Annotated in this window: 28 protein-coding genes and 5 tRNA genes; 24 read left to right on the forward strand and 9 right to left on the reverse strand. The window is 41.6% G+C overall.

All coding sequences use genetic code 11. The features are described from left to right. The first annotated feature begins 2 nt into the window (after positions 1-2). The 12 genes from H9647_RS16200 (at position 3) to H9647_RS16255 (ending at position 5,547) form a co-directional block, all read left to right on the forward strand. A tRNA-Gly gene (locus H9647_RS16200) sits at positions 3-77 on the forward strand. Between the two features lie 8 nt (positions 78-85). Continuing rightward, a tRNA-Cys gene (locus tag H9647_RS16205) sits at positions 86-159 on the forward strand. 10 nt (positions 160-169) lie between these two features. After that, positions 170-255: transfer RNA gene (locus tag H9647_RS16210), tRNA-Leu, on the forward strand. A gap of 10 nt (positions 256-265) precedes the next feature. Beyond that, positions 266-338, forward strand: a tRNA-Arg gene (locus H9647_RS16215). Between the two features lie 13 nt (positions 339-351). Then, positions 352-431 (forward strand) — tRNA-Leu (locus H9647_RS16220). A gap of 342 nt (positions 432-773) precedes the next feature. Continuing rightward, positions 774-1,088: a LiaF transmembrane domain-containing protein gene (locus H9647_RS16225; RefSeq protein WP_191801845.1), complete on the forward strand. Its 315-nt coding sequence runs from the start codon at positions 774-776 to the stop codon at positions 1,086-1,088. A gap of 35 nt (positions 1,089-1,123) precedes the next feature. Then, positions 1,124-1,795: a PspA/IM30 family protein gene (locus H9647_RS16230; RefSeq protein ID WP_191801847.1), complete on the forward strand. Its 672-nt coding sequence runs from the start codon at positions 1,124-1,126 to the stop codon at positions 1,793-1,795. A gap of 6 nt (positions 1,796-1,801) precedes the next feature. After that, positions 1,802-2,248 carry a PspC domain-containing protein gene (locus tag H9647_RS16235; protein ID WP_191801849.1) on the forward strand — a complete coding sequence of 149 codons (447 nt, stop codon included), beginning with the start codon at positions 1,802-1,804 and terminating at the stop codon, positions 2,246-2,248. 1 nt (position 2,249) lies between these two features. Further along, positions 2,250-2,948 (forward strand): PspA/IM30 family protein, encoded by a 699-nt coding sequence (locus H9647_RS16240; protein ID WP_191801851.1) that lies wholly within the window; start codon positions 2,250-2,252, stop codon positions 2,946-2,948. A 207-nt stretch (positions 2,949-3,155) separates the two neighbouring features. Next, complete coding sequence (gene liaF / locus H9647_RS16245) at positions 3,156-3,803, forward strand: cell wall-active antibiotics response protein LiaF (RefSeq protein ID WP_191801853.1); 648 nt, start codon at positions 3,156-3,158, stop codon at positions 3,801-3,803. Between the two features lie 27 nt (positions 3,804-3,830). Further along, the gene (locus H9647_RS16250; RefSeq protein WP_191801855.1) at positions 3,831-4,898 is read left to right on the forward strand and encodes a sensor histidine kinase; all 1,068 of its coding nucleotides are present in this window, start codon (positions 3,831-3,833) and stop codon (positions 4,896-4,898) included. A 4-nt stretch (positions 4,899-4,902) separates the two neighbouring features. Beyond that, entirely contained in the window at positions 4,903-5,547 is a 645-nt protein-coding gene (locus tag H9647_RS16255) for a response regulator transcription factor (protein ID WP_191802287.1), read from the forward strand. A 103-nt stretch (positions 5,548-5,650) separates the two neighbouring features. On the opposite strand, the gene H9647_RS25825 is transcribed toward H9647_RS16255, so the two are convergent. Continuing rightward, on the reverse strand, positions 5,651-6,016 hold the full coding sequence (locus H9647_RS25825) for a hypothetical protein (RefSeq protein WP_225229353.1): 366 nt from the start codon (positions 6,014-6,016) through the stop codon (positions 5,651-5,653). Between the two features lie 345 nt (positions 6,017-6,361). Here H9647_RS25825 and zwf (H9647_RS16265) point away from each other — a divergent pair, with 345 nt between their 5' ends. Then, positions 6,362-7,918, forward strand: a complete 1,557-nt coding sequence (gene zwf / locus H9647_RS16265; protein WP_191801857.1) for a glucose-6-phosphate dehydrogenase — start codon at positions 6,362-6,364, stop codon at positions 7,916-7,918. Positions 7,919-8,003: 85 nt separating this feature from the next. On the opposite strand, the gene H9647_RS16270 is transcribed toward zwf (H9647_RS16265), so the two are convergent. Continuing rightward, on the reverse strand, positions 8,004-8,876 hold the full coding sequence (locus tag H9647_RS16270) for an SDR family oxidoreductase (protein ID WP_191801859.1): 873 nt from the start codon (positions 8,874-8,876) through the stop codon (positions 8,004-8,006). A gap of 360 nt (positions 8,877-9,236) precedes the next feature. Between H9647_RS16270 and H9647_RS16275 the strand changes: the two genes are divergently transcribed. After that, positions 9,237-10,820, forward strand: coding sequence for a peptide chain release factor 3 (locus H9647_RS16275; RefSeq protein ID WP_191801861.1), 1,584 nt, complete (start codon positions 9,237-9,239; stop codon positions 10,818-10,820). 115 nt (positions 10,821-10,935) lie between these two features. Here the strand turns inward: H9647_RS16275 and H9647_RS16280 are convergent, their stop codons facing one another. Then, positions 10,936-11,169, reverse strand: a complete 234-nt coding sequence (locus H9647_RS16280) for a small acid-soluble spore protein SspI (RefSeq protein ID WP_191801862.1) — start codon at positions 11,167-11,169, stop codon at positions 10,936-10,938. 121 nt (positions 11,170-11,290) lie between these two features. On the opposite strand from H9647_RS16280, the gene H9647_RS16285 reads away from it, so the two are divergent. The 3 genes from H9647_RS16285 (at position 11,291) to H9647_RS16295 (ending at position 13,999) form a co-directional block, all read left to right on the forward strand. Continuing rightward, positions 11,291-11,962, forward strand: coding sequence for a potassium channel family protein (locus H9647_RS16285; RefSeq protein WP_191802290.1), 672 nt, complete (start codon positions 11,291-11,293; stop codon positions 11,960-11,962). Positions 11,963-12,004: 42 nt separating this feature from the next. Then, positions 12,005-12,790, forward strand: coding sequence for a TrmH family RNA methyltransferase (locus tag H9647_RS16290; protein WP_191801864.1), 786 nt, complete (start codon positions 12,005-12,007; stop codon positions 12,788-12,790). 324 nt (positions 12,791-13,114) lie between these two features. Then, positions 13,115-13,999, forward strand: coding sequence for a DUF1002 domain-containing protein (locus tag H9647_RS16295; protein ID WP_191801866.1), 885 nt, complete (start codon positions 13,115-13,117; stop codon positions 13,997-13,999). 181 nt (positions 14,000-14,180) lie between these two features. Here H9647_RS16295 and H9647_RS16300 read toward each other — a convergent pair whose 3' ends face one another. Next, positions 14,181-14,492 carry a winged helix-turn-helix transcriptional regulator gene (locus tag H9647_RS16300; RefSeq protein WP_191802292.1) on the reverse strand — a complete coding sequence of 104 codons (312 nt, stop codon included), beginning with the start codon at positions 14,490-14,492 and terminating at the stop codon, positions 14,181-14,183. Between the two features lie 371 nt (positions 14,493-14,863). Between H9647_RS16300 and zwf (H9647_RS16305) the strand changes: the two genes are divergently transcribed. The 4 genes from zwf (H9647_RS16305) to yunB all read left to right on the forward strand — a co-directional run bounded on the left by zwf (H9647_RS16305) (position 14,864) and on the right by yunB (position 19,109). Beyond that, complete coding sequence (gene zwf, locus H9647_RS16305) at positions 14,864-16,318, forward strand: glucose-6-phosphate dehydrogenase (RefSeq protein WP_191801867.1); 1,455 nt, start codon at positions 14,864-14,866, stop codon at positions 16,316-16,318. A gap of 104 nt (positions 16,319-16,422) precedes the next feature. Further along, positions 16,423-17,316: a phosphogluconate dehydrogenase (NAD(+)-dependent, decarboxylating) gene (gnd, locus tag H9647_RS16310; protein WP_191801869.1), complete on the forward strand. Its 894-nt coding sequence runs from the start codon at positions 16,423-16,425 to the stop codon at positions 17,314-17,316. A 111-nt stretch (positions 17,317-17,427) separates the two neighbouring features. Beyond that, the gene (gene fsa, locus H9647_RS16315) at positions 17,428-18,093 is read left to right on the forward strand and encodes a fructose-6-phosphate aldolase (RefSeq protein WP_191801871.1); all 666 of its coding nucleotides are present in this window, start codon (positions 17,428-17,430) and stop codon (positions 18,091-18,093) included. Between the two features lie 167 nt (positions 18,094-18,260). Continuing rightward, complete coding sequence (yunB, locus tag H9647_RS16320; protein WP_191801874.1) at positions 18,261-19,109, forward strand: sporulation protein YunB; 849 nt, start codon at positions 18,261-18,263, stop codon at positions 19,107-19,109. 90 nt (positions 19,110-19,199) lie between these two features. Here yunB and H9647_RS16325 read toward each other — a convergent pair whose 3' ends face one another. Continuing rightward, positions 19,200-20,234: a M23 family metallopeptidase gene (locus H9647_RS16325; protein ID WP_191802294.1), complete on the reverse strand. Its 1,035-nt coding sequence runs from the start codon at positions 20,232-20,234 to the stop codon at positions 19,200-19,202. A 236-nt stretch (positions 20,235-20,470) separates the two neighbouring features. Here H9647_RS16325 and lipA point away from each other — a divergent pair, with 236 nt between their 5' ends. Then, positions 20,471-21,358: a lipoyl synthase gene (lipA, locus tag H9647_RS16330; protein WP_191801877.1), complete on the forward strand. Its 888-nt coding sequence runs from the start codon at positions 20,471-20,473 to the stop codon at positions 21,356-21,358. 59 nt (positions 21,359-21,417) lie between these two features. Beyond that, positions 21,418-21,924, forward strand: a complete 507-nt coding sequence (locus H9647_RS16335; RefSeq protein ID WP_191801881.1) for a YutD family protein — start codon at positions 21,418-21,420, stop codon at positions 21,922-21,924. Between the two features lie 24 nt (positions 21,925-21,948). On the opposite strand, the gene H9647_RS16340 is transcribed toward H9647_RS16335, so the two are convergent. Together H9647_RS16340 and ylbJ are read right to left on the reverse strand one after the other, a co-directional pair. After that, on the reverse strand, positions 21,949-22,755 hold the full coding sequence (locus H9647_RS16340; RefSeq protein ID WP_191801882.1) for an NAD kinase: 807 nt from the start codon (positions 22,753-22,755) through the stop codon (positions 21,949-21,951). Between the two features lie 80 nt (positions 22,756-22,835). Continuing rightward, complete coding sequence (gene ylbJ / locus H9647_RS16345) at positions 22,836-24,053, reverse strand: sporulation integral membrane protein YlbJ (protein ID WP_191801883.1); 1,218 nt, start codon at positions 24,051-24,053, stop codon at positions 22,836-22,838. A gap of 443 nt (positions 24,054-24,496) precedes the next feature. On the opposite strand from ylbJ, the gene H9647_RS16350 reads away from it, so the two are divergent. Beyond that, positions 24,497-24,877, forward strand: coding sequence for a globin domain-containing protein (locus H9647_RS16350; RefSeq protein WP_191801885.1), 381 nt, complete (start codon positions 24,497-24,499; stop codon positions 24,875-24,877). A 42-nt stretch (positions 24,878-24,919) separates the two neighbouring features. On the opposite strand, the gene H9647_RS16355 is transcribed toward H9647_RS16350, so the two are convergent. Both H9647_RS16355 and H9647_RS16360 read right to left on the reverse strand, forming a co-directional pair. Further along, complete coding sequence (locus H9647_RS16355) at positions 24,920-25,156, reverse strand: hypothetical protein (RefSeq protein WP_191801886.1); 237 nt, start codon at positions 25,154-25,156, stop codon at positions 24,920-24,922. Then, positions 25,153-25,347: a YycC family protein gene (locus H9647_RS16360; RefSeq protein ID WP_191801891.1), complete on the reverse strand. Its 195-nt coding sequence runs from the start codon at positions 25,345-25,347 to the stop codon at positions 25,153-25,155. Before H9647_RS16360 ends, H9647_RS16355 begins: the two co-directional genes overlap by 4 nt. Positions 25,348-25,400: the final 53 nt, after the last annotated feature.

The following is a 25,400-nucleotide window of genomic DNA, read 5'->3' on the forward strand; positions in this document are numbered from 1 at the left end:
TTGCGGACGTGGCTCAGCGGTAGAGCATCGCCTTGCCAAGGCGAGGGTCGCGGGTTCGATTCCCGTCGTCCGCTCCAATATTTACGGCGCCATAGCCAAGTGGTAAGGCACAGCTCTGCAAAAGCTTTATCCCCAGTTCGAATCTGGGTGGCGCCTCCATTTTTTATAAGCGGGAGTGGCGGAATCGGCAGACGCACAGGACTTAAAATCCTGCGGTAGGTGACTATCGTACCAGTTCAAGTCTGGTCTTCCGCATATCTAGTCTGTGCCCTAGCTCAGCTGGATAGAGTATTTGACTACGAATCAAAAGGTCCGGTGTTCGAATCTCTTAGGGCACATACTATAGAATAAGCCGGTGTGGCGGAATTGGCAGACGCGCGCGACTCAAAATCGTGAGGGAAACCGTGGGGGTTCGAGTCCCTTCACCGGCATAGAAAAATAAGGGTTATATTACTGAATTCAGTAATATAACCCTTATTTTATTTTCATATCATAAGTTAATGTTATGAATCATGTAAGTTTGTGGCGTGGTTGGAACCTGAGGAAGTAAATAGAGCTTGAATAGACCTATAGGTTTTTATAAGGCTAAATCCGTTCGTCGATCTGAGGTTTCAGTTGACTTATACTCATGGATTACTTAAGGGTCCGGGATGATCCCCGACCTGAGTCTAGGATAAAGAACCGTCCGGGGTCCGTTTTATAAATCGCGAAAATTACCTAAAATAAAGACATGAGAAACACGTAGTACACAAAAGAGGCGGTGATAACAAATTATGAGGTACACGAAAGAGAAAAACTTGGCCATCATTCTGATCGCCATCGGAGCATTATTGTTACTTGGTAAATTTATTCCTTTTCTCGGATTTATCTCTGGAACGATTATGAGCTACCTAATACCGGTGATTATGATTGCGATTGGATATTACGGTATTAAAAGAGGGAATGCGCTTTTTGGTTACATCATTCTGATTATCGGCGTACTTTACTTGCTCAGTAAACTTGCATGGCTTATCGGACCGCTTCTTGCAATTGGACTTATCATCTTCGGTATATCCATGTTAAGAGGTAGAGGAGTAAAAAGGTATTAAGGAAAGAGCAATAGAGAAAAGGGAGGTAAACAAGAATGAGTGTGTTTCGCCGAATGCGGGATATAACCGCAGCTACGATTAATGAACATTTAGAACAAAGTCAAGATCCTGTGAAAATGATCGACCAATTTCTTATGGATACAAGAAATGAGATCGGTGAGGTAGAAAAACTGCATGCGCAGTATTCACGTCATACAAGACAATTGAAGCAGCAGGTAGATGAAGCCAAAGCGATGATCATCAAACGAGAAGAGCAAGCACTGCTTGCACTCAAAGCAGAAGAAGATCATCTTGCTAAACTGGCTCTACAAGAAAAAATGCTATATGAAGAAAAATACAACCAATATATCGGACTTTATGAACAGAGTAGAGACGCATTAACGGAGCTAGAAGAACAACTGGATCAATTAAAGACCGAATACCAAACCGTCTATAGCAAACGTCAGTACTACTATGCACGAATGCAGACGATTCAGCTCCAGCAACGAATGAACGAACGAGCGGGCAAAATGGGAGGCACTCAAATTCCAGGTATGTTCGGAAGACTTGAGGATCGAGTCTCAGATCTGGAATATGAAGCAAGAAGCCTTCGTGAGCTTCGTCGAGGCGAGCAAGAACGCAATTCATTACAGCATTCCGTATCTGACTTACTTGAAAGAGAGCTTGCAAAGCTTAAGAAAAAGTTGGATTCCGGAGGAAAGGAGTAACTATATATGAGTAAGCTATATCGCTCTAGACGTGATAAAAAAGTAACAGGATTGCTTGGCGGTTTATCTCAAACGCTAGGTATGGATTCAACTCTGGTGCGGGTGATCTTCATTGTAGTCACATTCTTTACAGGTGTACCGATCTTCCTGTACTTTCTTGCTGCACTAGTTGTACCGAAAGAACCTTTCCCTCCTTATGATCCATATGCTCCAGGACCTGGAATGGGAGGGTACCCTGGCGGAGGATTCTCTAATCCTCAAGGCTATGACTCACAAGGTTATGGAACTCCTAGAGACAATCGTTATAACAGCAATCGTTTTGATAGAGGATTCGGGGCTCCAAAAGAAGATCATTTGGACTCCATGATGGAAGATATCGAGAAAAAAGCATTGAAAAAAGAAAACGAAGAACTACGTAAAAAACTATCAAAGTATGAGAAGGGAGAATTATAAAATGGGAGTATTTAAAAGAATTAAAGATATGACAAAAGCGTCGGTAAATGAGGTTCTTGATAAAGTAGAAGATCCAATCGTAATGCTTAATCAGTACATTCGGGATATGGAAGCAGAGATTCGTGAAGCAGAGGTTACGGTTGCAAAACAAATGGCTAATGAGCGCCGTATGAAACAACGTTTGGAAGAGGCAGAGCGTCTTGGTGGACAACGTGAAGCACAGGCAGAATCTGCACTTATCAATGGTCAAGAAGAAGTAGCACGCAAGCTGCTGGAAGAAAAAATTTACTACGATCAAAAAGTATCTGAATATCAGAATCTGCATGCTGAATCCGAGACTCAAGCGAAAGAACTTGTACAACAACTGCATGATATGAAAGATGAGTTCTACAAAATGCGTAACAAACGTAACGAGCTTGTATCTCGTGCCCAAATGGCAAAAGCAAGAAAGCAAATGTCCCAAATTAACAGTGTTCATTCCATTGAGAGCGGCAATGCATCATTAGGATTCCACCGTATGGAAGAAAAAATTATGCAACTCGAAGCAGAAGCAGATGTAATGCGTGTACCTTACAGCTCCAGCTCATATACTCCTAATTCTGTAGATCAAGAAAAACAATTTCAAGTTAATGAGCAGCTGGAAGCATTGAAAAGTAAATTAAATGGAAAAGCTTCAACTTCTGAAGCTCCAAAAGAATAAACTACCCAATGTATCATAGGATATGATATCCTAAGTATCGTGGAAAAGCCATACGGAGTTCATCCTTCGTATGGCCTTTTTACTGAAAGAACATGAATTGTAGTGCGGGATATTACTCTTAGCTTTTTTGCATGTGAATTGATGATATACATAATACGGATGAAACGAGAGGCAACTCTTGTTATCCAATAAAAGGGGGTGTGACGAATGAGTAGAGGAAAGTCGCTGTTTGCTGTTCTGGCAATAGGGATTGGCTTAATGATGTTGCTAGGAAGATTCTTGAGTTTCTTTACTATCGTTGCACTGCTCTTATTGATCTTTGGATATTACAAACACAAGTCAGGGGACATCAAAAAAGGTCGTACTTTGATGTGGGCAGGAACAGCAATTATTATTCTAGATAATCTCATCCTTGTGGTAGGAATAATGTTGATTTCACTCGGTGTGTTTTATTGGAAAGGTCGTAAAGTTCAGCCGCGCGAAGGATATATAATTAATCAGAACTTTATGTCTAATTATGCATGGGATCAAGCACCTTGGATTCTTCGGAACACCAGTATATGGCATGTTATAGGAGAAGTAGATGCTGATCTTTCTCTTGCACTTCCTGAAGAAAAAGAAACGGTCATTTATTTACAGGGTGTGATGGGTGATATTGATTTGTCGATCCCTGAAGATTACGGTGTAGAAATTGAAGCATTTGTGCTATTCGGAAGACAAAAGTTTGGAGATGACCAGAAAAGCGGCGGAATGAACAGATTGGTTTATCAATCCCCTGGATATGCCGGAAGTGAATACAAAGTTAAATTTGTAATTTCCTATTTAATTGGAGACCTTGATGTAAAACTAACGTAATACTATCTATAGGAGGGGAGGTTCCGGATGCATTCCGAAAAGACAAAAAATATGGTGACTCGCGGCATGGGACAGGGCATTTTGTTTTCTGTATTGCTAGGGGCTGTCATCATTTACATTCTTTCATCTTATGGCTTTCTAACTCCTTGGTCGACATGGGATCGATGGATTCCGTTCGGAGCAACTCTCGTATTATTGTTAGTAGGTGTGGGTGCTTGCTACGGATTCCTTCAAGCTTATCGAACAAAGGTGAAACTAGAGAGGCTTCGGGAGACATTATTGCAGTGGGAAAAAGGCAGTGTGATGAGAGCTGTTCCTGAGCTAGGAAGTGATGAGATCGGGAGACTAGGGGAACAACTTTCTCGTATCAGTAAAAAGTGGGAAGAACAAGTGAGTTCTTTACAGCGCTTGTCGACGAATAATGCACAGCTTGCAGAGAAGGCTCGGATCTCCGCTATCGTGGAGGAAAGACAGCGACTCGCTCGAGAACTGCATGATGCGGTATCTCAGCAGCTTTTTGCTATCTCGATGACGGCTACGGCAGTCGGCAGAACACTCGACAAAGATTTTAATCGTGCGAAGAGACAAGTGGCGCTCATCGAAGAAATGTCAGCTGTCGCACAATCTGAAATGAGGGCACTTTTGCTTCATTTGCGGCCTGTATATTTAGAAGGGAAACATCTTGAGCAGGGCCTTAGAGAGTTAGTAAGAGAACTACAAGTGAAAGTCCCTATGGAAATATTGTTTGAGATGGATGAGAATATTCATTTGGTAAAAGGAGTGGAAAATCACCTCTTCCGCATTATTCAGGAAGCCATGTCTAACACGCTTAGACATGCAAAAGCAGAAAAGATGGAAATTCGGATTCTGCGAAAAGATCAGGCAGTAAAGGTCGTCATTCGAGACGATGGAGAAGGTTTTGAGTTAGATGATAAAAAACAGGCCTCCTATGGCCTTTCTAATATGCAGGAACGTGTTAACGAAATTGGAGGTTCTATTCTTTGGATTACAGCACCAGGTAAAGGAACAAGAATAGAAATAACAGTTCCTGTGATGGATAAAGAAAGTGAGGTAGCACCAGGTTATGGAAGATGAATTGATGGAGAGAAATATCAAAGTGCTTTTGGTCGATGATCATGAAATGGTACGAATTGGTCTTGCTGCAGTACTGGATACCGAAGAAGGGATTGAAGTGATCGGAGAAGCAGGTAGTGGAGAAGAAGGTCTCCGGCTTGCTAAAGAGTATAAACCTGATGTGGTACTGATGGATCTCGTGATGGACGGGATGGACGGAATTGAAACCACTAGAGAACTGCTTAAACTACAGCCTGATTGCAAAGTTATTGTGCTTACCAGTTATCTAGACGATGAAAAGATGTATCCAGTTATTGAAGCTGGAGCATTTAGTTATTTACTCAAAACGTCACGTGCTACAGAAATTGCAGATGCAATTCGGGCAGCGGATCGCGGGCAGTCTGTACTGGAATCACAAGTTGCATCCAAAATGATGAATCGCTTTAGACAACCTCCTGCGCAAATGAAAGCACATGAAGATTTAACGGATCGCGAAATGGATGTCTTACGATTGCTCGCTCAGGGTAAATCTAATCAAGACATTGCAGATACGCTAATCATTGGGATCAAGACAGTTAAATTTCATGTGACCAACATTTTAGCAAAACTCGATGTAGATGATCGTACACAAGCCGCCATCTATGCTTATAAGAATGGATTAGCAGAATGAACATACACATATGTAAGGTGCGATTCTTGTCTTCGTAAGGAAGAAAAGAAACGCACCTTTTTAAATTCAATTAAGAGTTTAGTAAAGAGCAGTTAAATCCAGATTAGATAAGGAATAACAAAGCCAGAGCTGTTAAACCTAAAGCCCAGCCCCATCCAGCTCCCCATCCGCCTCCATAGCCGTAACCGCCATATCCGCCGTAAGGATAAAAACCTTTGATCTTCGCGTTTGGTTTACGTTTCTTTTTCTTTTTTGTCGTTTCTGTTTTTGGATTTGTCTCAAGGATGCTGGATTTGTATGCTCGGCATGGACGATATTGATTACGGCGTTCATCTGCAACGAAGATGTGTGTATTATTGCATGCTTTAAGTCTGCCGAAAATACGCCGGCCGTCTTTTGTTACCGCACAAACCATCTTTCCACAATGGCGGCTTAGTACCTCTGGAGTTAAAGGGTTGACAGGATACATATAGTACACCTCTTCATTAAATAAGATAGTAGTCAAGATATTTATATTCTTACAGAGTTAAATAGGTTTGGACGATGGACTAAGCGAGTGAAAATAACTCTGCTTGGAAGGATTAAGTACGCCGATCAAGGTGAATATTAAAACAAAGGCATCAAAGTGAAGGTTTGATGAATGTTTATTGAAAGTAAAAGATTAGCAGAGAAAGTTCGTAGCTTTCGAAGGAACACTTATGCTAAAATGTCTTCAACATAAATGACTTTTGCTTATGTGGAAAAGGCGATAGTCCACTTGAGACACATTTTAATATACTAAAAAATCTATGATATATAGGGGAAAGAAGGGGCCATGAATACTAATCAACCATTGGAATCACTCAAGACTTCGGGTGCCGTATTTTTTATTTTTGGTGCTACAGGAGATCTTGCTCGGCGCAAGCTATTCCCAGCCATTTATAGTTTGTACCGCGAAGGGAAATTAGCACAGGATTTTGCAGTTGTCGGTTTGGCACGTCGCCCTCGTACACGTGATGAGTTCCGACTTGATGTACATACATCCATCCAGGAGTTCTGTCGTTATTCCTGTGATTCAATTGAAAGTGAAGAATGGACAACATTCGCAGAGCACTTCGAGTATCAATCTCTTGATATTAATAATGTCGATGGTTTTCGTGAGCTGAGTGTTCTGACTGAGGAACTAGAAACGAAGTTTGATATTCCGGGTAACCGTATGTTCTACCTTGCCTTGGCTCCTGAGCTATTCGGCAGTGTGTCCTATAATTTAAAAGAGGGTGGACTTCTAGAGAGCGCAGGGTGGCACAGACTTGTCATTGAGAAGCCTTTTGGATATGATCTGGCCTCAGCTGAGAAATTGAATGAGCAGATTCGGGAAGTATTCCGCGAGGAAGAGATCTATCGTATAGATCATTATCTGGGTAAAGAAATGGTGCAAAATATTGAAGTTATTCGGTTTGGTAATGCGTTCTTTGAACCTTTGTGGAATAACAAACATATTGCGAATATTCAGATTACACTTGGTGAAACGGTAGGAGTGGAAGAGCGCGGAGGTTACTATGACTCCGCAGGTGCGCTTCGGGATATGGGACAGAATCACATGTTGCAAATGCTCACTATGATTGCTATGGAACCACCTAGCAGGCTGCTTCCTGAAGATATTCGAGATGAGAAGGTGAAAGTTCTTCGGTCGCTTCGTCCTTTTGCTACAAGTGATGATGTGAAGAACAACGTAGTACGCGGTCAATACACAGCAGGTGAAGTGAGAGGCACTGAACTTCCTGGATATCGTCAGGAGGAGAAGGTAGATCCTAACTCTAATACAGAGACTTATTTTGCAGCCCGTGTATTTGTAGATAATTTCCGCTGGGCGGGTGTACCTTTTTATATTCGTACGGGGAAGCGTCTTCCTGTGAAAACAACAGAGATTGTAGTCGAGTTTAAATCGATGCCAAACAATGTCTATTTGGGTCAAAAGCATAAGCTCGAACCTAACTTACTCGTTATTCGTGTGAATCCAATGGAAGGAATCTACATTAAGATTAATGCGAAAAAACCAGGGACAGACTCACAAATTGAGCCGCTCGCAATGGATTTCTGTCAGAGCTGTATGATTGGAATTAACTCTCCGGAAGCTTATGAGCGACTTATTCATGATGCAACGAAAGGGGATTCTACTTACTTTACTCGTTGGGATGAAGTGGCGACAGCTTGGTCATTCGTAGACCGGATTGCTGCTGCATGGGCAGAGAATCCAGGCGATATTGAGACATATCCTGCGGGAAGCTGGGGACCGAAAGCAACAGAAGATCTACTGGCGAAAGATGGATACTTCTGGTGGCCGGTTAATGGTCAGGACGAAGATAATGTAGTGTGGATCAAAAATAATTAATTTGCATGACAATGAAAAAGCAGGTCACTCTCTACGGAGAATGCCTGCTTTTTCTCATTATTGGATAAGACTTATCGTATAAGGCTTAGGAAGACATCGTCATACCGCCGTTTACATGGATACACTGACCGGTCATGTAAGAACCTTCGTCAGAAGCAAGCAGAACGTAGGCTCCTACGTGTTCAGCAGGTTGTCCCGGACGACCCATAGGTACATTTTGACCAAAACTTTCTACCATGTCTTCGTCCATAGTAGAAGGAATTAGTGGAGTCCAGATTGGACCTGGAGCTACCATGTTTACTCGAATGTTTTTCTTAGCGAGACTTTGGGCCATACTGCGGGTAAACCCAACGATGGCTCCTTTGGTTGAAGTATAGTCAATAAATACTTGGTTCCCAACGTAAGGATTAACGGAAGTCGTGCTAATAATGGAGCTTCCTTCCTTAAGGTGTGGTACCGCATATTTAGTCATATAGAAAACGGAATAGATATTTGTTTTAAATGTTTTATCCCATTGTTCACTCGTAATGTTCTCAATTCCTTCCACTACGAACTGAATAGCAGCATTATTGACGAGGATATCAAGTTTACCGAATTCTTCTACTGTTTTATCGACGATTTCTTTACATGTGTTCTCGTCTGACACATCGCCAGGAAGAAGCAGTGCTTTGACACCTTCTGCCTCAATATAATTTTTGGTTTCTTCTGCATCACCTTGCTCTTGATCGGAAAGATAGTTAATAGCTACGTGAGCACCTTCTTTTGCATAAGCAATGGCAACAGCACGCCCTATTCCGCTGTCTCCACCTGTAATAAGAGCCACTTTACCTTTTAATTTTTCACTGCCTTTGTAATCAAGAGGCTGAATGGGACGAGGATCCATTTGGGATTCTACACCAGGTTGACTAGCTTGTGTTTGTTTTGGAGTTCCATTTTTTTGTTGTTCGTAAATATTCATAAGTTGTCATCCTCCATTTAGCTAATAGGTTGTATCGTAGAATTACCCGTCTCATTTGTTCTAAAACAGAATATTTTCAAGAAATTAATATATATACGGATGGGATTACAGGTAAAAATAATAAACAAATGTGGTACAATAGGAAAGTTAACTTGGTCGAATTAATCGTACTTAGGAAAGTAAAATTCACTCTTGTAACGAAAGGAAGGTGGCACCCTTGTGAGTAACCACTCAAAACTTTTATTATGTTATAGAGGTTTGCAGAGGGACTGCCTTTACATTTCACAAGAAGAGCCTATATGAAATAGTAAATATACAGATACTTATATTAATTTACTGAAGGGTAAGAGGGATAACAAAATGAGTAAATCACAAGAACATGCTATACAGAAAGAAGTCGACAAACGTCGTACGTTTGCGATTATTTCTCACCCGGATGCCGGGAAAACGACACTAACGGAAAAGCTTCTTTTATTCGGGGGTGCGATTCGTCTTGCAGGAACAGTAAAAGCGCGTAAGGCTAGTAAGCACGCGACGAGTGACTGGATGGAAATTGAAAAGCAACGGGGGATCTCTGTAACGTCTTCTGTTATGCAGTTTGATTATAATGGACACCGTATTAACATTCTCGACACTCCTGGTCACCAAGATTTCAGTGAAGACACGTACCGTACGCTTACTGCAGCCGATAGTGCAGTCATGCTGATTGACGTGGCTAAAGGGGTCGAGGCTCAGACGATTAAATTGTTCCAGGTCTGCGCAAAACGTGGAATCCCTATCTTTACGTTTATCAACAAATTGGACCGTGAAGGACAAAGTCCGTTTGATTTGATGGAGGAGCTGGAGAACGTACTCGGAATTCGTTCGGTACCAATGAACTGGCCAATCGGAATGGGACGGGAACTGTGCGGAGTATACGATCGGATGAAAAATCAGGTTGAATTATTCCAAGGAGATGACCACTCCAACATCCAAGTACAAAAAGTAGACAGTTATGAAGACCCGGTAATTCGTGAGATGGCGGGTGAGTTTTTACATGAGCAGTTGAAACAGGATTTAGAGCTTCTGGATGTTGCTGGAGATCAGTTTGATTATGAGAAAGTATTAAAAGGGGAATTAACTCCGGTGTTCTTTGGCAGTGCGGTAAATAACTTTGGTGTTCAAACCTTCTTAGAGAACTTCCTCGAACTTGCACCTAAACCTGAACCGCGCCGCAGTACGCAAGGTATGGTAGAGCCGACGAATGAGAAGTTCAGCGGATACGTATTCAAAATTCAGGCGAATATGAATCCTGCTCACCGTGACCGTGTTGCATTCCTTCGGATTGTATCAGGAAAATTCGAACGCGGAATGAGTGTACGCCATGTACGAGCAGGCAAAGAGATCAAGCTGTCTCAACCGCAACAGTTCCTCGCTCAAGATCGGGATATCGTTCAGGAAGCTTATCCTGGAGATATTATCGGTTTGTTTGATCCCGGCATTTTCCGAATTGGAGACTCTTTGAGTCAAGGCGGCAATATTGTGTTTGATGAATTGCCAACGTTCTCTCCTGAGATTTTCTCCAAAGTTACGGTTAAGAATGCCTTGAAACATAAACAGTATCAAAAAGGGATTGACCAGTTAACTGAAGAGGGAACGATTCAGGTGTTCCGTACAGCGAGCTTCGATGAAACCATTCTTGGCGTAGTTGGACAACTGCAATTCGAAGTATTCGAACATCGGATGAAAGCAGAGTATGGGGTAGATGTACAGTTACAGCGTATGCCGTATCAGTTTGCCCGCTGGATTATTGATGAGAAAATAGATCCAAGTAAATTCCGGATTAACTCTGTACTTGTTAAGGATAAGAAAGATAATTATGTCGTTTTATTCGAGAATGAATACGCGATGAGAACAGCAATCGATAAAAACCCGACTGCTCAATTCCTTGAGATGGCTCCTTAAACAGCTGATTTAATTAGAAAATCAAGGTATCGAAGATTAAATAAAAAATCCTCCGTCCCATTAACTATGGGCCGGAGGATTTCTTTTTTTGCAGTAAAAGAAACAGATGTGGATCCTAGGTTAATGGCACGGGTTGAATGGTCTTTAAATGTGCTTGCGCAACTTTAACGAGTTCATCCCGTTTCTCCGCGGAGAGCTGTTTCCAGATCATTTCAAAAATAGAGCCAAGACCCGGTAATGCTGCTTCGGGACCGTCGACGGAACCTTCAATCATTTCCTTAAGTTCTTGATCGGTTTTACCGTGCACCTTGTGAACAATAGCTTGGCGCAAATCCATTACGATTGGCATTCGCTTGTCCCTCCAAATTCAGTCTTTTCCTGCCTTTATACTGTTCCCCGCACCTCTCGCTTACATTCAAGTTTTTCAGACATTGTGGTATACTACGTAGGATGATAGCACCGCAGGAGGTATCCATATTATGGCTAAGAAGCAATATGCCGTCATCGGTATGGGCCGATTCGGATCCAGTGTCGCAAACGTTCTTAGCGATATGGGTTTTGATGTGCTCGCCATTGATCGGGATGAGCAAAGAACACAAGAAATATCGAATGTAGTAACCCATGCGGTTTCTGCGGATTCTACAGATGAAGAGGCACTCAGAGCGCTTGGAATACGTAATTTTGACGTAGTGGTTGTCTCCATCGGGGAAGATATTCAGGCCAGCATTCTGACGACGCTGATCCTTAAGGATATGGGGATAAGTACACTGGTTGTAAAAGCGAAGACAGAACTGCATGGCAAGGTGCTCGAAAAAATCGGTGCAGATAAAGTCGTTTATCCAGAAAGAGACATGGGCATGCGGGTTGCTCACCATCTGGCCTCTCCTAATATCCTAGATTACATTGAACTATCGGATGATTATAGCATTCTTGAAATGAAAGCTTCTTCAAATATTGTAGGGCAAAATTTAAAACAGCTTGATATTCGTGCACGCTATGGATGCAACGTGATTGCTATTCGGCGGGGGACGCAAATGAACATTTCTCCGTATGCAGAAGACAGCATACTTCAAGATGATGTTCTTATTATTGTAGGTCATAAAGGTAACCTCAGTAAAATGGAGCTGGCTTATTCGAAATAAGAAATAATGAATTGGTGAAAGACATAAAGAAGGGAACTAAACATGGAAATTGCTTCTGTTAACAATCCTCGTGTTAAGGATTGGGCTCAGCTTCTCGAGAAGAAGCATCGAACGAGACAAGGAAAATACATCATCGAAGGCATACATCTGGTCCAGGAGGCGCTCGAGCATCGTGCTGAGATTGAATGTATTGCTTATGATATGGATAAAGGCATTCCGAGTGAACTTAGCGGGTATGCGAATACAGCGGGTGTAGAATGGATTGGGGTATCGGCTGCTGTTATTGCTAAATGTACAGATACGGTGACACCGCAAGCGGTGTTTGCCGTTATTCGTAAAGATGATAAGCAAGCGGATGGACTACTACGTAAACCGGATAGTCTCGTTATTGTGCTGGATCGACTCCAGGATCCTGGAAATGTCGGGACGATTATCCGCAGTGCAGATGCTGCGGGGGCAGATGGTGTTATTTTGGGACGCGGAAGCGCGGATGTGTATAATCCCAAGACGATCAGGTCAACGATGGGATCGTTTTTTCACCTTCCAGTTGTAGAAGCTGATCTTAGTGTGATTTTGCCTGAGGCAAAAGAAGCAGGTGTGACTCTCGTGAGCACTTCACTTGCTGCGGATCACTCCTGTTATTCTTATGATTTCAAAGGTTCACGCTGGATTGTGATTGGTAACGAGGGAAGCGGTGTATCCCAAGAGGTAGGCAGTCTTGTTGATGATGCTGTTATTATCCCAAGCAAGGGGCAAGCAGAGTCACTGAATGCAGCGATGGCAGCAACCGTACTTTTGTTTGAAGCAATGCGTCAGCGCCATTTCTAACAAATAAAAATCAGTTAATAATATCGACTATCCTTGAGCAGCTCATGCTCTGGATAGTCTTTTTGTTATGTCCAAAATCATGAGACACAACGAGCTTAGTTACAATCGGCGAATATTTAACCTAGTCTATATTTATTTGGAACTTTTTTGACGGAGGATGCGTCTTTTATTACAAGCAGTGAGCATCTTAAGGCAGAACTAAGGACAACCATGGTATACTATGGAGGCTGAGTTATATTTGCTGATAAATAGAGAAAAGAGCTCTGCTGTATTTTATTTATGAAAGAAAAAATCAGATGATTTACGTTAAAAAGGAGAGTCATAATGAACATTCTACGTAAATGGACAGCTCTTGTGCTGTCGGCGCTTCTCATTGTAGCTGTATATAGTCCTATAGCAGCTTATGCCGACGCAGCCGAGGGTGATGTCATTATCATTCTAGGAGAAAATTTAACGAATGATCAAAAAGTAAAAGTGTTGGCTGATTTGGAAGCACCAAGTGGCGCTACAGAATTAACTGTTACTAACGAAGAGGAACATAAATATTTGGGAAGTTATTTATCTAAAGCACAAATTGGAACCAGAGCACTTAGTTCTGCCAAGATTGTGATCGGTAAGGCAGGCAGCGGACTATCGGTAACTACAAATCATATTAACTGGGTAACGAGTGATATGTACCTTAATGCGATGATTACAGCTGGAGTTAAAGATGCACACGTGATGATTACAGCTCCATTTGACGTATCCGGAACCGCGGCCCTTACGGGAATCATAAAAGCTTATGAAACAACGACAGATACTAAAATACCGGAAGAACAAAAACAAGTAGCGAATGAGGAAATTGTTAAAACTGCAAAACTCTCTGATTCGATTGGAGCGGAAGAAACAACGACCCTGATGACGAATATTAAAGAGCAGCTTGCAGAGAAACAGCCTCAAACAAGAGAAGCGATGCAGTCCTTAGTGGAAGATACAGCTAATAACCTGAACATTGCGATACCAGAAACTCAATTGAATGGACTCGTAGACCTCTTCATGAACATGAAAGATGCCAATATTAACTGGGATGCGGTGGGAGAACAGTTAGACCAAGCGAAGCAGCAGTTTACTGATTTTATTGAATCGGAAACAGGACAAGGGATTATTGCCAGCATAAAAAATTTCTTCGTGGGACTTATTGATGCAATAAAAAGTTGGTTCTCATCTTAATTATAAAATGCCGAAGTACGTAAAATGATCTAATCTCATTTACGTTGCTTCGGTTTTTTTTATGGAAATTCCGGTGAAATCATCGCAATAAACGACAAAAACCTTCCAAATTTCTCATTCACTTGGGATTGGGAGGTTCTTGTTTGAAGATGTTCCTTTGGTTTATAAATTCTTTATGCGGTTATAACCATTCTTTAGCCCAACGACCAACCGCATTAAGCGCTCGGGCAAGTTCGGTTCCCTTTCGAGTTAAGGAGTATTCCGTACGTACTGGCCGATCTGCAATCACATTCCGAAGGATAATTCCTTCTTCTTCTAGTTCTTTCATTCGTTCTACGAGTACTCGCTTACTTAGATCGGGAATTAGGGCATGTATTTCACTGAATCGCTTTGGCTCTTCCATCAAGGTGTGAATAATGGGTGCAACCCATTTTCGTCCAATGATCTGGTAAGATTGGGTCACTTTTTCACACATTTTCAAATAATTTGACATGGATTCCTGGTCCATTGTAAAAGCCCCCTTCACGTAGGATTGTTTACTATAAGTAACTGTGATTTTCAATGGACTATATCACACTTTTTTTGAACGATTTATTAGTATAAGTAATAGGATAGCATAGAAAGCGCTACCATAACAGGATAAAATTAATGTTCACAGATTGGACATTTTTCATTGACGAATGTTGTCGGATGGGTGTATTATGGTTACATAATCTTAACTGGTTACATTTAATAACCTAAAAATAGAGAAAGCTGATGATTCAGCATTCTACTTTCGATGTTATGTATAGACAGAATGTGCACGTAACGTTCTTCACATGCTAATGTCGCACATTATAGAGTGAATATCAGGAGGCAATACGCATGGAAGCAATGACATTTGTCCTGTTCGGGGCTACAGGCGATCTAGCCAAAAGAAAAATATATCCGGCACTTTACAATTTATATGTCGATGAGAAGATGCCAAAAGCATTTTCGGTAATCGGTCTGGGAAGAAGAGAAGTATCCGATGTTGATTTTCAAGCCCGAGTTGAGGAATCATTACATACATTCTCTCGCCGGTCGCCAGAAGATGCAGCTAAAGTTCGGGACTTTTTAGGCGCATTTCGTTATACGTCGTTAAATAATAAGAACGTAGAAGACTACAAGAAACTGTTAGAGGTTGTGGAACGCCGTGAACAAGAACTGGGTATCCCGCAGAATCGGATGTTCTATTTGTCCGTAGCACCAGAGTTCTTCGAACCGATTGCTGAGAACATTAAAGAAAGTGGATTGGGATCAGGAAAAGGTTGGAAACGAATGATTATTGAAAAACCTTTCGGGCATGATCTCAAATCAGCACGTCGTCTGAACGAGAAACTCAGCAATACATTTGCAGAAAATGAAATTTTCCGTATTGACCACTTCCTTGGTAAACCTATGGTTCAAAATATGGAAGTGCTTAGTGCTACTAACCCTGTCATTCAAGCTCTATGGGGTAATCACTATGTATCGAACATTCAAATTACAGCAAGTGAAACGGTAGGGGTAGAGGAAAGAGCGGCATATTACGACCAAAGTGGTGCAGTACGTGATATGTTCCAAAATCATATGCTGCAGTTACTCATGATGATTGCTTTACATCTACCGAAGAAATCTTCTCCAGAAGAGATTCGTTCGAAAAAGAAAAATACGGCAGAAGCACTCATTCCTCTTTTACAAGAAAAATTGAATGAGAACATTGTTCGTGCACAATATCGTGCAGGAGAGCTGCAAGGTAAACCTGTGGTGGCATATGTGGACGAACCTGGCGTTGAGTCATCCTCTCAGAATGATACGTACTTTGCTGCACGTGTATTTCTGGATGATCCGTTCTGGAATGAAGTTCCTTTCTATATTCGTACAGGTAAACGTCTCAGCGAGAAATCCACACGGATTGTCGTTGAATTTAAACGCCCGCTCAACACGGGAATTCCTGTCGATGAAAACTTAGGCGCAAATCTGCTCATTATTGATATTGGTCCAAAAGAAGGAATTCGCATCCAATTGAATGCGAAAAGTCCGATGCACCACGATACGATTGAACCGATGGAACTCAGCTATAGTTCATCTTACGATAATGTTCCAGAAGCTTACGAGAATCTGATCTTTGATGCTTTACGTGGAGATGCAACCTTCTTTGCACATTGGGATGAAGTAGAATTGTCCTGGAAATGGGTACAGCCTATTCTAGATGCATTTACAGCTAATGAAGTACCGCTCCATTATTACGAAGCAGGTACAGAAGGCCCGAAAGCTGCAGAAGAACTTCTTGCTCAAGATGGTAACGAGTGGCACTAATAATGAAAAACTGATTTTATTCGCGTTATACAGCTGACTAAAGCTGATGACATATACAGTTTCACTACATTTTAGATCGAGCATAATTTAGGAGGCACTTGGACATGAAAGTAGGATTAATTGGTTTAGGTAAAATGGGACTTAATCTAGGTAAAAATCTGATCGACCACAAGCATGAAGTGGTTGCTTATGATTTGAATGAAAATGCAGTTTCAGAGATGAAAGAATACGGTGCAACAGGCGTTTCTTCTTACAAAGAAATGGCAGAATCCTTGGAATCACCAAGAATCCTATGGATCATGGTACCGCACTCCGTAGTTGATGGAGTAATTTCGGATTTGATCCCAGTATTGTCTAAGGGCGACATTGTTATTGAAGCGGGCAACTCTCACTACAAAGAATCCACTCGTCGTTATGAGCAGCTAAAAGAACATGGCATTCACTTCATGGACGTTGGTACTTCCGGCGGCATGGAAGGTGCAAGAAATGGTGCATGTTACATGATTGGCGGCGACGAAGAAGCATGGAATATTGTTGAACCGTTATTCAAAGACACGGCTGTAGAGAATGGATATCTATATGCAGGTAAAGCCGGCAGTGGACATTTCCTGAAAATGGTTCACAACGGAATTGAGTACGGTATGATGGCATCGATCGGTGAAGGATTTGAAGTTCTCGAGAAAAGTGACTTTGACTTTGACTACGAAAAAGTAGCACGCGTATGGAACAACGGTTCGGTTATTCGTTCTTGGCTGATGGAACTTACAGAGCGTGCCTTCTCCAAAGATTCGAACCTGGATGAAATTCGCGGGGTTATGCACTCTTCTGGTGAAGGTAAATGGACGGTTGAAACGGCATTTGATCTACAAGCAGCTACTCCAGTTATCGCACTTTCGCTTCTTATGCGTTACCGTTCCCTTGAGAATGATACGTTTACAGGAAAAGTGGTAGCGGCACTTCGGAATGAGTTTGGCGGACATGCTGTAGAGAAAAAATAAAAAATATAAATTTGTTTAAAATATATGCCAATGTTTATATATAAATGTTGGCATATATTTATATCTATTTGAGATCGACCTATTATTTTAAAAGATGGAGGGCATGTCATTATGAAATTTTTCTTAGATACTGGTAATGTTGAACAAATTAAAAGAATTCATCGTCTGGGTCTGGTAGATGGCGTAACGACGAATCCTTCTCTAATTGCTAAAGAAGGTCGCGTTTTTAAAGACGTGATCAAAGAAATTACTTCTTTTGTAGAAGGTCCTGTCAGTGCTGAAGTGATTGGTACAAAAGCAGAAGACATGTTGAAAGAAGCAGAAGAAATTGCAACTTGGGCGCCAAATGTGGTTATTAAATTGCCAATGACTGAGGAAGGCCTATACGCGACGAACGAACTGAGTAAAAAAGGAATCAAAACCAATGTAACCCTAGTTTTCTCAGCAGCTCAGGGTCTCATGGCAGCAAAAGCGGGGGCAACATTCATTAGTCCATTTGTTGGACGTCTTGATGATATCTCAGTAGATGGAATGCAGCTTATCCGTGATTTGCGTCAGATCTTGGATACTTATAACCTTCCTGCTGAAATCATTGCAGCAAGTATCCGTAACATTAAACATGTAGAGGATGCTGCACTGGCGGGTGCACATATTGTAACGATTCCTGGTACACTGGTGCCAACCCTATGGAAACATCCACTTACTGATAGTGGAATTGAGCGTTTCCTTAAAGATTGGGAGTCTGTTCCTCAAGATGCTAAACCACCAATGAAATAACTTTTAAAATTCTATTATTTATAATTTGGGTGAATAAAAAGGGAATTCCTACGGGAGTTCTCTTTTTTTTTTGTATACATAATCTTGAGATCGTTAGGCTTGCTTCTTTTTTAGGGTCAGGCTGCATAGATTAAACAAGGAACCTCTCTCAAGGGAGGAATGCGTGCATGGCATTCAGAAGATCTAGGTGGAGAAACCAGCGACAAAAAACAGGGGGACACTGGAAGAAGTGGGTATTGATCATCATGCTGGTAATTGTAATTTTGACGGTACAATCTGCTGCATATATAGAGCGGAATCTGAAACCTCCTATTATGCATCTAGCTAAAATCAGGGTGAAACAGCTGGCGACAGAAGCGATTAACAAAGCCATAACGAGTCAAATTGCAGATGGCAAACCGTCTGATGATCTCATTGAGTGGAAAACGGATACCAAAGGAAAGATTAGTGGTTTTATGCTGAATTATGATGAGCATATGAGAATTACCTCAAATGCTTTATCTATTGTTCAAACTACACTTCAAGATATGGAATCATTCAGAGATCACGTTCCACTCGGGCAAGCGCTGGGAAGTACGATATTATCATCTTTCGGTCCTAAGGTGCCCATTCGGATCGAACCACAAGGCGCGGTAAAAGTAGATCTTAGTACCAGACAGCAAAATGCAGGAATTAATATGATTTTAGTTGAGGTATATATTCATATCATTGCTGAGGTTGCGGTTGTAGTTCCGCTTGATATGGAACCGGAAGTAGTGGACACTGAGCTGCCGATTTCCTACTTGCTTGTTGTTGGAGATGTACCGATGTATTATTACGATAATCAAGGACGTCCCGTAGGAGATAATGGAGCAAGTGCACCAAGCTTAGCGATTCCTTCTTTGCCGTCAGGTACAGGATCACAGAATACTGGAGTAACAACTCCGGATGCAAGCAGCACCGTTCCCAAGAACGAGGGGAATAGCGAGCTGTATCTTGAAGAGCCGGAACCTCTTTTGCCGAATGGTAATGAGTGAGAAAAATAAAACCTGGATCGTAAAAAAGAAAGTGACTTGTACAAGAATCGTCTGTTTACAGAAGATGCTTAAGTAACAAGTCACTTAAAATTACGATGAGGTTTTATTTTTCTTTTTGGCTTGTAAAGCTTTACGTTCTTCATTCTCCCAGCGATGCAGTGATGGATAGGGATCGAAGGACCATTCCGTAAGCCCTGTATCCCGATAGATCCCATAATGGAGATGCGGAGGGAACTTACCTTGTGTCCCTGGCTTACCATAACCAGAGCTTCCTACCCAGCCGATGGTTTGTCCTGGAGTAACGATACTGCCTACATGTATACCCTTTTCGAAACCAGACAAATGCGCATAGTAGTGATAGTGGTTGTCCAAGTCCCGTATTCCCACGCGCCATCCTCCAAAAGGATTCCAGCCTTTAATTTCAATAATCCCATAACAAGTACTTCGGACCGTCATCCCATGCGGGGCAAAAAGGTCTGTTCCTTCATGTATTCTTCGTCCACCCCAGCTGCGGCTTGTTCCCCATGTGCTTCGGTAAGAGTACATATTACCTAAAGGTAACGGGAAGGCATGCTTTGAAAGATCAAGCGTATCAAAATGCTTATAGATTCTGGCGAATTGCTGTATTCTCTGTACTGCTCTTGTGTTTTGGTAATAGTGCCATAGCGAGATCCCAATATCATCTGCCGATATCCCATATTTTGAAGCAACACGAGACATTGTAAAAAGCAAGTCTACATTGTTCTCTGGGTCTGCTTTTTGATCTCCAGTTCCATCTAGTCCGAGTCCACCAAAGAGGGCGATGGACATAGGATTCTTATCCTGCTGATCCGGATTTAAAATTCCTGTCCATCTTCGAGATTCAAAAAAGATACCTGTTAACCGATCTTCGTGTGCGCGGTCTTTCGGATGTGCTTTTGTCATCGTCCGCTCATACTGATCAATAGCTGCAAGATAATACCAAGGAACGCCACTCACAATACTAATTTGGTCATATAATGCCTTGCGTTCTTTATATATTTCTTGTGCGCTTGGCGGATTTGCAGGTTTCTCCTGAGCCAAGGCATCAGCTGGTGCGATGGAGGCAAAGAAAGAGAGTGTGAGTGTGACTTTCAGACAAAGCATTCGCCAGTTATGTTTTTTGTATATCCGTATCAACAGATACTCCTCCTTTCTTCGTTTCCGCTCAAAGTTATGTTTAGGTTCACACAACTTCCTTGTTTTTATGCCTTATCATGAAAAAAGAATCTGAATCGAAAAGAAGAAATGATAAGAAATGGAGGTTATTTCCATAATAAACGTGTTATAATGTGTCCGTGCGAAAGTCTAATACAACTCGATATAGAAAAGAGGGTACTTCCTTGGGAAGCAAAGTGAAAGAACCTAAACCAGAGTGGATTAAGATTAAACTAACCGCAGGCGAACCTTATCAAGAGATTAAAACAATGATGCGTTCGAAAACTCTTCATACGGTCTGCGAAGAAGCACGTTGTCCTAATATTTATGAATGCTGGGCAAACCGCACAGCAACTTTTATGATCCTTGGAGATATTTGTACAAGAGCCTGCCGGTTCTGTGCAGTAAATACCGGGCTGCCTACTGAGCTTGATTTAGAGGAGCCTGAACGTGTTGCTGAAGCGGCAGAACAGATGAATTTACAGCATTGTGTAGTAACAAGTGTAGCGAGGGATGATCTTAAAGATGGGGGAGCTTCCATCTTTGCAGAAACGATCAAAGCGATACGCAGAAAACTGCCTTTATGTAGTGTAGAAGTACTCATTCCTGATTTTCTGGGAAATAAGGAGGCACTGCAGATTGTAATGGATGCTAAACCGGATATTTTGAATCATAATATTGAAACGGTGGAACGCTTGTCTGATCAGGTTCGTGCCAAAGCTAAATATGAACGTTCTCTTGAATTGCTTAAAACGTCAAAAGAAATGAACCCCAATATACCAACCAAATCAAGTATTATGTTAGGGCTTGGAGAAGAATGGGATGAAATTCTTCAGACAATGGATGATTTGAGATCAGTGGATTGCAATATTATGACGATTGGGCAATATCTTCAGCCCTCGGACAAGCATTTATATGTAAAAAGATATGTAACACCTGAAGAATTTGCTGAACTGAAAAAAGAAGGGTTAGCCCGCGGATTCAGTCATGTGGAATCGGGACCTATGGTTAGAAGTTCATATCATGCACATGAACAAGTAAAGTCTGCCGCGAATGCAAATAATGTAGTATAGTAGGAGTAAGCCTTTGCATAAAAAAGAGGCGGTTCGGATAGAAGGGAAGGAAGACGGTTTTGATTCAGATCAGCGGCAAAACTTATGAAGTCTTGCAGGACTATAGAAACGGTTGGAATCCGGAAGCCTTTCGTGATCGGTATAGCGATGTCCTTGAACGATATGATTACATTATTGGGGATTGGGGCTATAATCAACTGAGACTTAAAGGATTTTACCGAGAGAACCACCCGAAGGCGAATAAAGATACTTCGATTACGGGCATGGTTGATTATATTAACGAATATTGTAATTTTGGTTGTGCCTATTTTGTACTTCATAAGCAAAAAGAAACTAAGGATTCTAAAGAGAAAGAAATTAAAGAATCTAAAGAATTTCAACCTAAAGAACAAAAAGAGGCTAAAGAGCTCAAAGAGTCAAAAGAACATAAAGAGGCTAATGAGGCTAAAGAGCCGAAAGAGCCAAAAGAACCAAAAGAACCAAAAGAACCAAAAGAACCTAGAGAGCGCAAGTTTTCTAAGGAGAATAAAAGAAAAGAAGAAGTTACAACAAAAAGCGGTTCCTAAATAGGAACCGCTTTTTGTTGTAACTTAATCCAGAAAGGCTGTACGAACTCGATCCCAGAATGGGTAAGGACGATATCTTGCAAAACTTACTTTCTGTCTGGAAACCTGACATCTTACAGATATAAGGTCATCAATCGTCATATTGACGTGATCAATGGTAAGTAGCAGTCTTTGGGATTTTCTAGAGAAAATATCGCAATGATGATGCTTGGGCAGTACGATAGGCGATCCTAACGTTCGGTAGACCCGGTTATTAATGGAGGCAATCTCAGCAATTTGCATCGCTTCAATCGTGGGGTGAATCATGGCTCCGCCAAGCGCTTTGTTGTAGGCCGTGCTACCAGAAGGGGTGGATACGCAAATGCCGTCACCACGAAACATCTCAAAAGTAATATCATTAATATCGACTTGAGCTACAACTGTTCCATCGACACCCTTGAGGGTAAACTCATTAAGTGCAACCATGGAGGTAAACCCTGACTTTCGGTGGATCTCCAGATCAACTAAAGGGTACTCCACAATCCGTGGCTGCAACTGCTGACTCGCATTTAGACCGTTACTCATAAGATTGATCAGCTCATGAAGTTCATCCGCTTTCCAGTCTGCATAAAAACCAAGATGCCCCGTATGAACACCAACAAAAGCAATATCAGGGATTTGATCTATAAACGTATGAAAAGCCTGTAGCATGGTGCCATCGCCGCCAATAGAAACAACGATCTCTGGAGATTTGGCATCAAGTATAAATCCGTGCTCTTCAGCAAGACGGTGAAATTGCTCAGCCAAATCCATAGATAAAGAGTCTCCTCTGTCCTGAACATAATATCTCAAGATGAAAGCTCCTTTGTAATAAGTATAACTTGATGATATCCAATTTCAGGACAGAAAACAATCGCTCCAACACATTTCCTTTAGTTTCGATATTTTGCAATGAATTGACTGACCCAGATATAGACAGCGGTTATTATAACTAACCCACCAATCAGAATTATAGTGATTGCTAATTGTGATGGGAGCAGGTGAATACCAGTCAGAAGAGGAGCGGAATCGGAAAATCCTGACGGATAGATTGTATCTACACTATTCATTATTGGGTTCCAGCATAAAAATACAATTCCGGCTGCAAGGATCGCATGAACGGCTCTCGCAAACATAAAAGGTAGATAACGCAGCGGTGTAGAGTTCAGGATGCTCACCACCTGAGCATGAACGGATAGACCTCCCCAAGAAAGAATACAAGCAGCAGCTGCAACTTTATAGATGAGGGGGATTCCTTCTAAAGTTCCGGCATACCGAGCTCCGAGGGTAACTTCAAACAATCCTCCAACAAGCGACTGAGATAATTCTTTAGGTAAGCCTAGGAATAGAAGGACTTGTTCAAGCCAGTGGTACATTCCATTCATAAATCCAGCCTCTGTAAATAATTGAAGAATGACCGAAAAAAATACGACAAGTCCGCCGACAACGATCATCAGCTGTAAAGAAGAACGGATTGCTTGTTGCACAAGTTGTCCAAGAGAACGCCCATCACTCTCACGAGCTTGATGCATTGCATAAAATGCATGCTTTAAACGGTTACCTTCTACAGTCAACGCTTCCGAATTCTCATGCGTATCTTTTGGACCATGAAACCGCATCAGTAGCCCAACGATGAGTCCAGATCCATAATGAGCAATGGCTAGAATGCCTGCTAAAGCAGGCGTGTGAAAAAAACCAACAGCGACTGCTCCTATTAAGAAAATAGGATCAGATGTTGTAGTAAAAGCAACGAGTCGTTCTCCTTCTTCTCGTGTAATTTGTTTTTGTTCCCATAACTTAGCTGTCAATTTAGCTCCAACCGGGTATCCGGAAGCATAACTAATAGCGGCTACAAATCCGCCCGTTCCTGGGATCCGAAAAACCGGTCTCATAAACGGATGAAGAAGAGTGCCCATGAAGTGGACGATGCCAAGTCCAAGCAGTAACTCTGATATGACAAAAAAGGGAAATAGAGAAGGGAAGAGAACCTCCCACCAAATGGAAAGACCGCGAACTCCGGACTCCCATACGGATAAAGGATAAACCACCATTAAAATGCATATAATGAGTAGACCGCAGGTGATCAAAAGTGGTAAAGCTAGACGCTTCATATGCCATGGTTCGCCCCTTTTTTTAAAAGCTGTTCGCTGGTTATGAATACTATATGAGCCAAGATGGACAAACAGGACAAAAAAAATAGAAAGCGTTTGCAAATTTGCTGTAATTTAAGGAAATGTATGCTAATATAAATAGTAATTAGTGAATAGATCTAAAGTCCTCTTTTGATATGCCTGATTTCTATTATGTAAAGGATGGAGTGGTGTCGTGATGGGAGTAATTGCAGGGATACTCGTCTGCGCTATTGTATATGTGATGCGGGAAGCGCATACCCATCCGGGTGAAGAAGACTGGCGGAGTTATTAAAGATCAACTGCAAATATATACGTAAGGCAAGAACAGCTGATATGAGACAAGAGTCCTAGACAGATAGGAGCTCTTGTCTTTTTTTGTTATACTAGAGCAAGAACTTTAGCATGAGAAAGAAGGCGAGAGAATGGATCCGAATAAAACGCTTTATGAGAACTTAGGAGGGGCTGAGGGTGTAAGAGCACTTGTTGAGGCTTTTTATCCAAAGGTGCAAAAAAATGAATTGCTATCTCCGCTTTTTCCAGAGGATATTACTCCGGTTATGGAGAAACAGTATATGTTTTTAAGTCAATTTTTTGGAGGTCCCTCTCTGTATTCCGATGCAAATGGTCATCCGATGATGAGAGCAAGACATTTACCTTTTCCTGTTACCGAAGAGCGGGCTCAGGCTTGGTTATCTTGTATGTATGAAGCTTTAAAAGAAATGGATATTCCGGAAACGGTTGTGGATGTTACCATTCAACGATTATCTGGCCCGGCCCACCATTTTATTAATACTCCCTCGTAATGATGAACAAGAAAAGCACCGGTTTTCACCGGTGCTTTTCTGTCATAAGGATCTTAAACGCTGATCAGCGAGCAGATAATCCTGATCGATATCGAGCAAAGTCACCCGGTTTTTACAGCATGGAAAAACAAGCAGATGTTTTTTTCCGTCATGTATTAATGAAAGTTGATTCGGTTTCAAGGGAAGTAGAACATTCTCTGCCGAGCAAAATGGACACTCCTGAACATAAATGTCGCCCATTACAATGTCATAGGGCCATGTATTTTCAAAAGGAATCATAAACGGTTATCCTTGTCTTGATCTGTACTTATATCGGAGTTCTCCGCAGCTGGAGAAGACTCTTCCTTAGCCAGCTCAGCTAGTTTTTGCATAAGAATATGTTGCGGCATATGCATGAGATGCTCAATAGGAACACCTAGTTTTTTAGATAACGTAACGGCTGTCTCTGCAGAAATTTGTAAAGGTCTCATTTATATTTCCTCCTGAAAGTTATATATAGAATTTAGGTAATGACTGGAATCAA

The organism is Paenibacillus gallinarum, from assembly GCF_014836635.1.
In the GTDB taxonomy this organism is placed as follows: Bacteria; Bacillota; Bacilli; order Paenibacillales; family Paenibacillaceae; genus Paenibacillus; species Paenibacillus gallinarum.